7 protein-coding genes are annotated in these 14,009 nt (G+C 44.9%); all 7 read right to left on the bottom strand.

Annotated features, from left to right (window positions below):
• Position 1 precedes the first annotated feature (1 nt).
• The 7 genes from uup to JC525_RS05570 all read right to left on the bottom strand — a co-directional run bounded on the left by uup (position 2) and on the right by JC525_RS05570 (position 13,931).
• Positions 2-1,942, bottom strand: a complete 1,941-nt coding sequence (gene uup / locus JC525_RS05540; protein ID WP_198814914.1) for an ATP-binding cassette ATPase Uup — start codon at positions 1,940-1,942, stop codon at positions 2-4.
• Positions 1,939-2,172, bottom strand: a complete 234-nt coding sequence (locus tag JC525_RS05545; protein ID WP_198814915.1) for a glutaredoxin family protein — start codon at positions 2,170-2,172, stop codon at positions 1,939-1,941. The genes uup and JC525_RS05545 overlap by 4 nt, the downstream gene beginning before the upstream one ends.
• Positions 2,169-4,268 (bottom strand): bifunctional 23S rRNA (guanine(2069)-N(7))-methyltransferase RlmK/23S rRNA (guanine(2445)-N(2))-methyltransferase RlmL, encoded by a 2,100-nt coding sequence (gene rlmKL / locus JC525_RS05550; protein WP_198814916.1) that lies wholly within the window; start codon positions 4,266-4,268, stop codon positions 2,169-2,171. Before rlmKL ends, JC525_RS05545 begins: the two co-directional genes overlap by 4 nt.
• Positions 4,269-4,342: 74 nt before the next feature.
• A complete protein-coding gene (pyrD, locus tag JC525_RS05555) occupies positions 4,343-5,350 on the bottom strand; it encodes a quinone-dependent dihydroorotate dehydrogenase (RefSeq protein WP_198814961.1) in 1,008 nt (335 codons plus the stop codon).
• A 165-nt stretch (positions 5,351-5,515) separates the two neighbouring features.
• Positions 5,516-10,354 carry an NAD-glutamate dehydrogenase gene (locus JC525_RS05560; RefSeq protein ID WP_198814917.1) on the bottom strand — a complete coding sequence of 1,613 codons (4,839 nt, stop codon included), beginning with the start codon at positions 10,352-10,354 and terminating at the stop codon, positions 5,516-5,518.
• Between the two features lie 196 nt (positions 10,355-10,550).
• On the bottom strand, positions 10,551-12,869 hold the full coding sequence (locus JC525_RS05565) for an efflux RND transporter permease subunit (protein WP_198814918.1): 2,319 nt from the start codon (positions 12,867-12,869) through the stop codon (positions 10,551-10,553).
• A gap of 15 nt (positions 12,870-12,884) precedes the next feature.
• Complete coding sequence (locus JC525_RS05570; RefSeq protein WP_198814919.1) at positions 12,885-13,931, bottom strand: WD40/YVTN/BNR-like repeat-containing protein; 1,047 nt, start codon at positions 13,929-13,931, stop codon at positions 12,885-12,887.
• Positions 13,932-14,009: the final 78 nt, after the last annotated feature.

A 14,009-nucleotide genomic window follows, 5' to 3' on the forward strand; every position in this document is an offset into this window, starting at 1 on the left:
TTTACTGCTGATTATCTTCCAGCATACTTTCTAGTTCATCCCAGCGCGCATATTTCTGGGAAAGTAATTCTTCTTTTTCCGCTAATTCGGCTAATGCCTTGGCGGTGGTGTCGCTGTCTTGTTTGAAAAATTCTGGGTCGTTGACCTTACTTTGCATAGCTTCAAGCTCTTCCTCTAACATTTCTAGTTCTTTAGGTAGATGCTCGAGCTCACGCTGATCTTTATACGATAGCTTTTTCGTCTTTCGGGGAGCAGACTTAGCACTAGGACTCCCCGAAGTTGAATTAGTTTCATTCTTTACTTTGGCTTTTTGTTCTTTTTCTAATAGCTGACGTTTTTCGTGTTGGTCTTTATACCAGTTTTCTACGTCAGTGAAACCCCCAATGAATTCCCTAAGCACACCGTGACCTTCAAAAACCACACTACTATTGGCGACATTATCAACAAATTCCCTGTCGTGGCTGACTAGAAGTACCGTTCCTGCATACTCATTGAGCAAGGTTTCCAGCATTTCCAACGTTTCAACATCAAGGTCATTAGTAGGCTCATCGAGAACCAAAACGTTACTGGGCTTCAGCATAAGCTTAGCCAACATCAACCGATTTTTTTCACCGCCAGAAAGAGATTTTACCGGCGCGTTTACGCGCTCTGGTGTAAAAAGGTAGTCCTGTAGGTAGCTGATGACGTGGCGCGGATGGCCATTAACCATGAGGTCTCTTTTTCCATCCCCAACAGCATCGATAACGGTCTGCTCTAAATCAAGGCCATGGCGATGTTGATCGAAATATGCAACCTCTAAATTCGTGCCTTGTTTACAGTTTCCCGCATCAGGCTGAAGTTCACCCAGTAGTAACTTGATTAGCGTACTTTTACCGCTACCATTAGGACCGATAAGCGCAAGCTTATCCCCCCTCAGTACATTTAGGTTTAAGCCTTTAACAATAGGCTTACCTTCAATGCTATAGCTAAGGTCTTTAACCTCAAATACCATTTTGCCTGAGCGTGTACCTTGATGTTGGTTAACAACCGCATTGCCCTGCACTGCACGTCTTGCTTTTCGCTCCTCACGCAGTTTTTTGAGCGCACGCACTCGCCCTTCATTACGTGTACGGCGAGCTTTGATACCCTGGCGGATCCACACTTCTTCCTGCGCTAATTTTTTATCGAACTCAGCGTTCTGGGACGCTTCCACCTCTAGATCTTGCTGTTTTTTCTCTAGATAAGTTTCGTAATTCCCGGGGTAGCTAGTAACAGATCCCCGGTCAAGGTCAATAATTCTTGTCGCCATGGCGCGTATAAACGCACGGTCGTGGCTCACAAAGACAATCGCGCCTTGATAATTACTCAAGCTTGATTCAAGCCACCGTATCATTTCAATATCAAGGTGGTTAGTCGGCTCATCTAGAAGCAGTAAGTCTGGTTGACGAACTAGCGCCCGCGCTAGTGCTGCTTTCCTACGCCATCCACCAGACAACGTTGAAAGCGAAATCTCTGGATCTAGCTTAAGCATCGTTAACGTTTGTTCTATTTGCTGTTCAAACTGCCATGCATCGCGCGCCTCAAGTTGTTCTTGTAGACGTTGAAGCTTGTTAAGATTTGCTTCGCTTGGATCTTCTCCCACAATACGGGTTTGGTGGAAATAGTCTTTGAGGGTTTCTCCTACATCAGATAGTCCTTCTGCAACGTAATCGAAAAGCGTCACATCTGTGGTCTGCGGAGGGTCCTGCTCTAAACGGGCGATGACTGTATTATTTTCAATAATTCGCTGACCGTCATCGGCAATGATATCGCCGGCTATTACCTTCATCAGGGTAGACTTTCCACTGCCGTTACGACCAACAAGACACACCCTCTCTTTAGGTTGTACAACAAGTTCTACGCCGTCTAAAAGCGGTGGATTTCCATAAATAACAGTGATGTTTTTTAACTGCAAAATGCTCACTGAAGAAACTCCTCTAAATCGGCTGTGGTGAAAGGCCAGCCAATTTCTTGATTATTGTCATCTCGCTTTAGCACCGGAATACGAGCGCCATATAGATGGTAAAGCTCTGTGCTTTGGCGAATGTTAACCTTTTCTATCGTTAACGATGAGAACATAGATGTGCGCGCTATCTCCACATCGGCTAAATCACACAAACTGCAATGAGGACCCGTGTAAAAATAAATCTTCATGACCCCAGTATCCAGCACTGGTGAATTTTACCTTTACGGGCAAAATCTTCAGGGATAGTTTCATTTGTAATATTTTCTACAGAAAGGCCAAGTGCATTTATCGCTTGTTCGTCTAACTTAAAGCCGCGCTTATTATTGGAAAAGATGATCGTCCCTTGCGCTTTCAAACACGCCTTTGCATCGCTAAGCATTTTTACGTGATCGCGCTGCACGTCCCACGTATTCTGCATGCGCTTTGAATTTGAAAATGATGGTGGGTCGATAAAAATTAAGTCGTATTTACCTTTATGGCTACCGAGCCACGTTGTGCAATCTGCCTGAATAAACGCGTGTGGACCTGTAAGCTTGTTAAGGGCCACGTTTTTCTTTGCCCACTCCAGGTAAGTATTCGACATATCTACCGTTGTGACTGATTTAGCGCCGCCCATGGCCGCGAAAACAGATACGCTGCCGGTGTAAGAGAAAAGGTTTAGTACGTCCTTACCTTCTGACATCGCTTTGACTTTTTGACGGGTGTTGCGATGATCTAGGAAAAGGCCGGTATCTAAATAATCTGTCAGGTTTACCAGGAAGCGCGCGCCATTCTCAAACACTTCCATCATTTCGCCAGATTGATTTATTTTTTCGTACTGCTTAGTGCCTTTTTGCTGAGCTCGGACTTTTAATGCAATCTTTTTGGGCGACACGCCTGTCACCGCGGGCAGATGAAGCAATACTTCTTGGAGGCGCTTTCGGGCTTTGTCTTCCGATACCGTTTTCGGTGGCGCATACTCTTGTACTACAAGCCATTCATCATATCGATCTACCGCTACATTATAATCCGGCAGATCGGCATCGTAGATACGATAGCAGTTTGTGTTTGCGCTTTTTATCCAGCCTTTCATACGCTTGAGGTTTTTCTTCAAACGGTTAGCGAATTCGTGATTGCCTGCATCTTCGCTGAACTGTACCGTGTTATCTTCATCTAACACGTAGTTGGCAAGGCGACATTCTAGCTTACCGTTATTCATGGCGTAGTCTTTAGTTGCACGAAGTTTTAATACGCGAAGTAAGTCGCGGTTACTGCTAAGTAGCGAAACGTGCCACCCCTTCCATGCTTCTTTAAAACGTTTGCCCCAATCGCTAAATAGCGGAATTAGCGAGGTAAGTTCACCAAGGCGTTCGCCATAAGGAGGGTTTGATACCACATAGCCGGGAGTTGCTACTGGTGGGGACGACTTTGTTGCATCTTGCTGAGAAAATGAAATATCACTGAACACGCCAGCAAAATCTGCATTGGCTTTGGCAATCGCCACCATCTTACGGCTAAAATCACCGGCGTAAATGCCGCCTTCACAGCGTGGTTTTTGAACCGTAATTGCGTTTTCGAGCAAGGCGTCCCATAGTTTTTCTTCATGGCCTAACCACTTAGTAAAACCCCAATAGGAGCGCTTAATACCCGGTGCGATATTTCGGGCGATATATGCGGCCTCAATGGCGATGGTGCCTGAGCCACACATTAAATCAACCAATGGCGCGCTTGTATTTTCGGTCCAACCACTGCGCATTAGCATTGCACTTGCAATGTGTTCTTTTAGTGGTGCATCACCGGTTTCTTGCCTGTAAGCACGCTGGTGGAGACTGGCTCCCGCCAAATCGATACCTAAGATCACGTTATCGCGATGAAGTCTTGCGTAAACAGAAATATCAGGCGTTTTGCGTTCTACTGAAGGGCGAGTTAAACCTTGCTCAACAAACGAGTCAACAATCGCATCCTTGACGCGCACTGCGCCAAACTGTGTGTTTTTAATCGCAAAATTGGTGCCGATAAACTGTACAGATAAAGTATGACGTGAATCCATCTGCATTTGCCAATCGATGCCCATCGCGGTGTTATAAAGGGCGTCGGCATCCCCTGCTTTACCAGACGCGAGCACCCAGATTACGCGGTTTGCTAGTCGCGACCACAAGCAAAGTTTGTAAGCATCTTCTTTTGACCCTTCAAACTGTATAGTGCCTGGCCCTTGTTTAATTTGTGCATCAGGGCATAGGTTCAGCACTTCTTGCTTTAATAGTTCGTCAAGACCGCGACTGGTCGTAACCAGAATAGTATTCATTCAATTACCTGTTTTTGGTGTGCATGCTTTTTTTACAATTGAGCATGCACACGAGAGATTATTTTTCAGATGTATTATAACGCGTTTACGATGCGTTTAACGAGATTCGGGCCTTGGTAAATAAAAGCCGAATAGACTTGAACAAGCGATGCACCTGCATTGAGCCTTTCTTGGGCCGTCGTGGGCGAGTCTATTCCACCTACGCCAATTATCGGAATCGCGCGGTCGAGTGCTTTGTTCAACTTGCGCGTGACTTCAAGGCTCATGTCAGTCATTACCGAACCACTCAATCCCCCCATTTCATCCGCATGTTTCAGCCCAGCTACGGCATCTCGGGAGAGCGTGGTATTCGTCGCTATTACACCATCCATCTTGCTGTTCAATAAAGATGCCGCAATGCTGTCGATTTCAACATCACTCAAATCAGGCGCAATTTTAATAAATAGCGGTACGTATTTTCCGTGAGTTTGCGTCAGTGTCTCCTGCGCTGCTTTCAGGCCTACCAATAATTTATCGAGCGCTTCACCGTATTGAAGGTTTCTGAGCCCTGGCGTATTTGGCGAAGAAATATTTATAGTCACATAGCTAGCGTAAGGATATACCTTATTAAGGCACATTAGGTAGTCGTCGAGGGCGTTAGCTTCTTCGGTATCTTTGTTTTTACCAATATTGATGCCAATAGGCCCTTTAAACTCTGCCTTTTTCACCTGTTCAACGAGATGATCAACGCCTTTGTTATTAAAGCCCATGCGATTGATAATGGCGTGCTTTTCAGGAATTCTAAATAGACGAGGTTTAGGATTTCCAGGTTGAGGGCGTGGCGTAACCGTACCAATTTCAACAAAGCCAAAACCCATACTGGCAAATGCATCTATGCAGTCGCCATTTTTATCAAGGCCTGCGGCAAGTCCCACGGGATTTTCAAACGTCATTCCAGCAACGGTCACAGGCTTTTTGATTGTAGGAGTGCTGTACATCCATTTCAGCGGTGTGTGTTGTGTCTTGTTTAACCAGTTAATGGTGAAATCGTGACTTTTTTCAGGTTCGCACTGAAGTAAGAATTTTTGCACTAAAGATTGCATGGCTAATTTAAACGCTCGCTTATTAAGGGCCTGCTGCTCGTTCATAGTTGTGGTGATAGTGCTCAGGAGTTAGTCCTCGCACTGATGTAAAATTACACAACAATGATCACTCGACCAATAAAAAGCCCTGATAAACAGGGCTTAAATTATTAAGGTGCGTGTATTCTAATGGTTAGACTTCACGCTTAAAAGCATCAATTCACGTAAAGCGACAGAAAATTTCGCAAATTCGTGGGTTGTACTGGTCTTAAACTCTGACATCATATGATACCAACGCTTCAACAGTACCTGATTACTTTCAATCCATTGATCCAGTATTTGATCAGCATCACTTAGATCTTCGCGCGATGCCAGCAGGTTCGCGGCAATTGAACGCTGCTGCCAATCTAGTTCTTCTCGGTAAGATGCACGTGCAAGTGCTTGCCAATGGTTGCTTACCGCCTGATTGTTAATTTGGTCTAAGAACCAATGCAGCTCTAAACGAGAACCCAATTGATAGTAAAGCTTAGCTACCACATCGGTATCGTGCTTGTCTGCTTCTACTATTTGCGCCAGATCGAAGCTTGAGAACATGTTTGAGAAGCTCGCTACCTGATAAGCGATGTCTTGTGGAACACCTTTATCAATGTATTTTTGAGTAGCTGCTTCTAGCTGCGCATATTCACTTTCAACAAGATAATGCTGTAAGTTTTTCGACAAGGTATCAAATGTGCCGCGATAGCTCGCAATGGCGTCTTCAATGCTCTGCGCTTTGTTACCATGACGTATATACCAACGTGCAGCACGGCGCATGATCCTGCGCGCTTCATCTAACATCTTAAGCTGCAGCTTAGCGGGAATAATGTTATCAAGCTCTTCAATACGTGACCACAGCGTTTTCATATTGAAAATACCGTGCACAATCGCATACGCGTCTGCTATTTCGCTCACACTTGCGCCTGTTTCTTCCTGCATTCTGAAAACAAAGTTAAGCCCCATATCATTAACCATGTTGTTGGTTAGCTTAGTAGCTATAATCTCGCTTCGAAGCGGGTGTTGCTGCATGTGCGTAGCAAATCTTTCGCGAAGTATTGATGGGAACGCTTCTACTAGTAACTTACCGTGATAAGGGTTATCAGTAATTTCAGGAATGTTAAGCGCGTCTTTCAACACCATTTTTCCGTAGGCGATAAGTACGCTCAGCTCAGGACGGGTCAACCCTTGATCTGAAGCCACGCGGTCTGAAATCTCATCATCGCTTGGGATAAATTCCAATTCACGATTTAACTGGCCTTCCCGTTCAAGACCGTGAATAAAGCGCAACTGCTCTTTAAGTTGTTTAACGCCCGCAAGCTCTGTAATAGAGATTGATTGTGTTTGACGATAGCAATCCTCGAGTACAATGCGACTTACATCGTCGGTCATGTCGTAAAGCAATTTATTACGTTGTTTGAGCGTTAACTCACCGTCATTCACCAGGCTGTTAAGTAATATTTTGATATTTACTTCATTATCCGAACAGTCTACACCACCCACGTTATCGATAAAGTCAGTGTTGACCCGGCCACCATTGGACGCATACTCAATACGACCTAATTGCGTTAAACCTAAGTTACCGCCCTCACCCACAATCTTAGCTTGAACGTCACGACCATTAACTCGCAAGTCATCGTTAGCACGGTCGCCAACATCAGAGTGAGATTCTTTTTTGCTCTTAATGTAGGTACCGATTCCGCCGTTCCACAGAAGGTCGACGGGCATTTTCAATATATTGTGAATAAGTTCGTTAGGCGTCATAGTTAGCTGGCGTGTACCCAACCATTTTTTCATTTCAGGCGTAAGCTTAATTGACTTTGACGCACGGCTAAATACACCACCGCCTTTTGAAATTAGCTTACTGTCATAGTCTTCCCAGCTAAGGCTTGGGTTTTCAAACAGACGCTGACGTTCCTTATAGCTCGCCGCTGCATCGGGGCTTGGGTCAAAGAAAATATGCAAATGGTTAAATGCCGCGATTAGTCGCGTGTGCTCGGAAAGCAACATACCGTTACCGAATACGTCGCCTGCCATGTCACCTACACCTACACATGTAAAATCTGTGGTTTGACAGTCAATACCGATTTCGCGGAAGTGACGCTTCACTGATTCCCATCCCCCACGGGCAGTTATGCCCATCTTTTTATGGTCGTAACCAATGCTTCCGCCAGATGCAAATGCATCCCCTAGCCAGAAACCAAACTCTTCGGCAATGCCATTAGCAATGTCAGAGAACGTCGCGGTGCCTTTATCCGCCGCGACAACCAAGTATGGATCATCATCGTCGAGACGAACCACATCGTTAGGCGGTACAATCTCGCCGTTAACGATGTTATCGGTAATATCAAGTAAGCTAGTAATGAAAATACGGTAACAGGCTTGACCTTCTGCCTGAATCGCCGCGCGGCCTTCACCTACGGGCAAGTTCTTGCAAACAAAACCACCTTTTGCGCCGACCGGAACAATTACGGTATTTTTAACTTGCTGCGCCTTAACCAACCCTAACACTTCTGTTCTAAAATCTTCTTGGCGGTCTGACCAACGCAAACCACCACGGGCAACTTTACCGCCTCTTAAATGCACACCTTCTACACGCGGGCTGTAAACAAATATTTCGAACTTCGGCAAGGGTAGCGGCATCTCAGGGATAAGTTCTGGCAGCATTTTAAACGAAACGTAAGACTTTTCGTTTCCAGCGTCGTCAGGCTGGTAGAAATTAGTACGTAACGTTGCTGACATCATGTCTAAATAACGACGAATAATACGGTCATCATCCAAGTTACTAACATTATCCAACTGCGCTTTGATATCTTCTAGCAGCGCTTCTTCCTTCTTCACGTTACGCTTTTTCTTAGGGTTGAAGCGAAGGTCAAAGAAATCAACAAGTAAACGGGCGATATTTGGATAGTTCGATAGCGTGTTGGCAATATAATCTCGGCTGAACGAACTGCCTGTCTGACGCATGTATTTTGCATAAGCACGCAATATCGTGACCTTTCTGCCTGTCATGTTCGCGCCAAGGATCAGGCGGTTAAAAGCGTCATCTTCTAATGTCTTAGTCCACACCTTAGCAAAGGCGTCTTGGAACAACGTTTGAGCCTTCTCCATATCGAAATGCTGACCGCTTTTGTGAAGCATGGTGAAGTCCATTACCCAGTTACGCTCACCCTCTGAACACGTTATTTTATAAGGACTTTCATCGATTACGCGTAACCCAAAGTTCTCCAACATGGGCAGAACATCAGATAAGTGAATAGGCTCAGCACGATGAAAAAGCTTAAGCTTGACAACCTGGCTGTCAGCGTCCTCTTCTTGAGGACGATAGAAGAGCATGTCAAGGGTATGATTGTCGTCTAGCATTTCTAATTTGCCGATATCGACAAGCGCTGCTGACGGCAAGTTGTGCTCCATATAGCTTCGAGAAAACGCGTTATTGTATTTACGCTCTAGCGCTTTGCCTGACGCTTCACCATGAGCTGCAGAAATTGCTGATGCCAATCTGTCGTTCCACGTTTTGGTCAACTCAATTATATTTTGCTCTATTTCCTTCACATCGAATTCCGCGTTGTTATCGTTGACTCTGGCAATGTAGTGCGTGCGTGCATACACAGACTCTGAAAAAAATGTCGTAAATTCTACTTCTTCCGTTGCGCCTAGTGATGCCTTTAAAAGCGCTTGGGTCTCTTTTCTTAACTGCGTGTTATAGCGCTCTCTTGGAACAAATACCATGCATGAGAAAAAGCGCCCGAAGATATCTTTACGAATGAATAAGCGAGAGATACCTCTCTCTTGCATCTGGAAGATACCCATGACGATTTGTGCTAACTCTTCAGCAGGGGTCTGAAGTAACTCATCACGAGGATAGGTTTCAATAATGTTTGCGAACGCTTTGTACGCGTGTGTGCCGGGTTCAAAACCCGATAGTTCACAGATGCGTTTAATCTTCTCACGGAGTATAGGTAACTGCGTCACACTATTGTTATAGAAAGAAGCGGAATACAAGCCTAGAAAACGGTGTTCACCCACAACCTGGCCGTCTTCATTGAACACTTTTACCCCAACATAATCCATATAAGCAGGACGATGCACCCGGGCACGTGAATTCGTCTTTGTCAAAATTAGCGGGTTACTGCTTAACGCTTCAGCCCTTGCAGATGCTGGTAAGCGAGATAACAAGCGTTCACGATCGTTGATTGAATTCTTTAATAAGCCAAGGCTCGTGTCGTTTTGAGGTATCCATCTGTGGTCGCCTTCAATAGCTTTGACGTCATAATAACGATACCCCATCATGGTGAAGTTATGATCGCCTAACCACTCTAAATATGCTTTCGTTTGCTTTTTCGCTTCTGGCGATACTGGCCAATTAAACGTGGCGTTATTTTTAATAACGTCCTGCAAAGTGTTAGTCATTCCCTGCCAGTCTTTTACCGCTAATGACACCTCATCGACGACTGAATGAAGCTCTTTGGTTAACGCATCGATATCCTTTTTCGATGTTTGCGTATCAATCTCTATAAAAATAACGGTTTCTTTTTTTGCACCTTCAATCGATTTACCAGGCTCAACAAATGCCTGTACTTTATTCGTGCCGTCTCGTTTGATACCAATTGGGCTGTGAAGGAACAAGTGCGCAGTAATATTCAACCTGTTTAGCAGCATGCGTACTGAGTCGACCAAAAACGGCATGTCAGACACGATAATCTCGACGATAGTATGGCTTGAGTGCCAGCCGTGCTTTGCTATTTCCGGATTGAATACACGTATATATGGCGCGTTGTTGTCAAATTTCGCTAACCCATTCCATAAGCTGAGTGTTGCACCATAGAGGTCGCTGTCGTTTCGGTTTTCTAAATCATCGCTAGAAATATTTTTATACAACAGGCGTCCGAATTGCTGCACAAGAGACTTCTGCTTGGTATCTACTTTCTTGTCGATAAGTGCAAATACGTTGTCTAGCAGTACTGAGTGTCGCTGTGAGGTGACTGTCATTTGTTAACCTTTTTTGAATGTCGTAATACCAGTTCAAACTGGTATAAGTGCCGAGTACCAAACTATTTTCTCTAATAAATGACGCTAATGAAAGCCCATTTTTAACCTTATATTAACAGCATAGATAACTATGCAGAAAACACCCAAAAAAAAGGGCCAAAAGGCCCTTTTTTATGCTTAGCTATGCAAAAATATTTTAGGCGCCAGGGTCGTTTTTATTCCACCACAAGAATCTTGCTAGCGCTGGCAGTACAATAATTGCACCAAGCATGTTCACAACGAACATAAATGTTAGCAATATACCCATGTCCATTTGGAACTTGAGCGAAGAGAACACCCACGTGCTCACGCCAATTGCTAGCGTTATGCCAGTAAACAACACTGCGCTTCCGCGTTCTTTCAGGGCTGCAAAATAGGCCTCTTGAACGGTCGCGCCTTTTTTCAGCATAAGGCTCTTGGTAGAGAGAATATAAATACCATAGTCAACGCCAATACCCACGCCAAGTGCGATTACCGGTAACGTAGATACGGTGAGACCTATTTGCAGGTACGTCATTAGTGCTTGAGCCAAGACCGAAACCACGTAGAGTGGAATAACGACAACCAGCGTAGCGCGAATAGAGCGGAAGCTGATAAGGCACAGCGCAATTACCGCTCCAAATACGTAAAGCATCATTGGGTCTTGCGCTGCGCTTACTGCTTCATTCGTGGCTGCCATTACGCCTACAGGACCAGACGCCAGACTAAATTTCATATCATCGGTTTGATATTCATCGCGATATGCTTTAACTGCATCCACCACGCGAGAGATGGTTTCTGCTTTGTGATCTTCCATAAACAAAATAATGGGCATCACTGAGCAGTCACCGTTCAACAGACCCGATGAGGTAGGTACGCGAGAAATAGCTTGTACCAACGTTTGTTGGTTGCGGGGAAGTACTTGCCATTTAACGTTCCCTTCGTTGTAGCCAGCGTTAACAATTTTCGCAACAGAGGCAAGAGATACGGCTGACTGTACGCCCTGCACGTTCTCCATCTTCCACTGGAAATCATCCATGGCTTTCATCACGCTATGTGACGTACACGCTTCCGGAGTGGTCTCTACCAGTATGGAAATGTAGTCGACGGTGACTTCGTATTTATCTGTGATAAGGAACGTGTCTTGGTTATAGCGCGACGTTTCATGAAGCGCAGGTGCGCCGGCATGGAGATCACCTATTTTCATATTTTGGGCCTGGAAATGACCGAAAACAAACAAGACAGCTGTTACAACAAGAATAATGGCAGCAGGTTTTTTGCGTGAACAGGCCGCAATAAGTTCCCAAAATCGAGAGTTTGCATTTTCCTTACCAGCAAATTTTTCCACATACTTCTGGTCAAGCTTTAAGAAGCTCATTAGCACAGGAAGTAGTAATAAATTGGTAAGGATAATCACCGCCACACCCATACTTGCGGTGATAGCAAGTTCTCGGATGATACCGATATCGATAACGAGCAGCGTCATAAAGCCTACTGTATCAGAAAGCAGGGCAATACCACCCGGCACTAACAAGCTTCTAAATGCCGCCATAGACGCACGTTTTGCACCAATCCCTGTCACCGCCTGTTTTTCTACCGCATTGATCATTTGCACACCGTGACTCACACCAATGGCAAATACGAGGAACGGCACGAGAATTGACATGGGATCCATACCAAAACCGATAGAAGTAAGAAGGCCTAGTTGCCAGACCACTGCAATTATTGAACATACCAATGGTAGCAAGGTCAGCATAACGCTGCGCGAGAAGAAATACACCATGATGGCAGTAATGGCGATAGCGATGGCGAAGAACAATAATACATCCTTTGCGCCGTCTGCCACGTCACCTATCATTTTAGCGAAGCCGATAATATGAATTGAAGTGTTATCATTTTCATACTGTCCGCGCAGTTGCTCTTCAAGCTCTGCAGCTAGTGCTAGCGTGTCTAGTGGTTCACCCGTCTGCGGGTCAATATCAAGTAGTTGCGCCGTTACCATTGCACAGCTGTAATCGCTGGAGACTTGTCTGCCAACAATATTGGCTTTTTCTACGTTAGCAGCAACAAGCTCCAATGCTTCAGGATTTGAAGAATTGAAGTCAGCCGGAATGACCGGGCCGCCGGCGAACCCGCCCTCAACGATTTCTGTAAAACGAGTGGAGGGTGAGAACAAAGAAATGACCAGCGAACGGTTTACACCGTTGATAAAGAAAAGCTGATCGTGAACATTCTTGAGCGTATCAAAAAAGTTTTGATTGTAAATATTATCGTTTTTGTCACACACAGAAACTAAAATATTGTTTGCACCACCAAAATCTTGGCGATGCTCAATATACGTTTTCATGTATTCGTGATTTAACGGTATGTTTTTTTCGAAACCTGCGTCTAAACGCATGTGAGAGGCTTGGTAACCCAGAAAAACCGTCGCAATGGCAAATAAGGCCACCACTATCTTGCGGTTACCAAACACTAATTTTTCTAGAAAATGGGTCATTGTTATTATACTGCCCTATTTTAAATTCAACGTTTTAACGCCATTCGCGGTAACAGCAATTGTTGCGCCGTTAAATTGCGTTGCGTTTAGAAGCGCTGCTTTATCTTTGATTTGAGATGCAACAATGCCTTCATCTGCGACACAATCGGAAGGGTTAGCATATGGGTCGCGCATACTGGTCGGTAGAGGACGCGCTGCGGTTATCATCATGCCATTGTTTCCTAGGGCATAAACTGTCGATTCAGATCCAATAAGAATGGAATTAAGCGTACTATTGGAGCAGGTTTGGACATATTCCCACTCGCCTTGATTGCGATTGACGAAAATATTCCCGCGTAAGCCTACCGCTAACACAGTAGTCTCATCTAACGGTTTAATGTCAAAAAATGAACCGGTGTAATCAACATAATAGCGCTCCCACGACTCACCCATGTTAGTGCTCTTTGCTAATAAGCCCGCCTCACCCGCCATATATAACGTATTTCCATCAAGGGTGACTCGATTTAAATGTGGTAAAATTGATTCTAATTCCTGCTGGTAAAAGGCCTCGTCTTCCTTTCGAATATCTTCTAGATACTCTTGGTCCATGGGGTCTAGAAGACTAGCATGCCTTTCAGCATTCCAAGACTTTCCGCCATCTTGCGTACGATAAAACAAGCCATAAGCACCAGTCGCGATGCCATGCAACTCATCAAAAAACAAAACATCTAAAAACGGGCGCTGAAGATCGGGTTGATAGTTTTGTATCTCCCACGTTGCGCCTCTATCTGCAGAATGAAGAATGACAGCGTCGTGACCCACTGCCCAAATGTTCTCGCCCACAACCGTAGCAGCCGTAAGCGTTGATTGCGTTGGCACGACTTTTTGATTAAATGCCTTGCCATCTTCTGACACTAATACATGACCCCGTTCACCGACAATAACGACAAATGAATCAGCGTTTATGTCCAAAAGAACAGATTGCTCGACCAATGGTGCCATGAATGCTTCTTCGGCAAGTGCAGTTGTTGAATAACTCACTGCGAAAGTGGCGGCAATGCACGCTGCAATGGTTCTTTTCATAATTAACCATTCCCCCTATTTATAATTGTCTGTATACAAAAACGGTTGGCAATTGCCAACCGTTTGTTGTGTAAGGCG

It is taken from the genome of Alteromonas sp. IB21, from assembly GCF_016405965.1.
Lineage (GTDB): Bacteria > Pseudomonadota > Gammaproteobacteria > Enterobacterales > Alteromonadaceae > Alteromonas.

Coding starts and splice junctions, on each gene's coding strand:
- JC525_RS05545 (WP_198814915.1), bottom strand. CDS start 2,172: ATGAAGATTTATTTTTACACGGGTCCTCATTGCAGTTTGTGTGATTTA.
- rlmKL (WP_198814916.1), bottom strand. CDS start 4,268: ATGAATACTATTCTGGTTACGACCAGTCGCGGTCTTGACGAACTATTA.
- pyrD (WP_198814961.1), bottom strand. CDS start 5,350: ATGCAATCTTTAGTGCAAAAATTCTTACTTCAGTGCGAACCTGAAAAA.
- JC525_RS05560 (WP_198814917.1), bottom strand. CDS start 10,354: ATGACAGTCACCTCACAGCGACACTCAGTACTGCTAGACAACGTATTT.
- JC525_RS05565 (WP_198814918.1), bottom strand. CDS start 12,869: ATGACCCATTTTCTAGAAAAATTAGTGTTTGGTAACCGCAAGATAGTG.
- JC525_RS05570 (WP_198814919.1), bottom strand. CDS start 13,931: ATGAAAAGAACCATTGCAGCGTGCATTGCCGCCACTTTCGCAGTGAGT.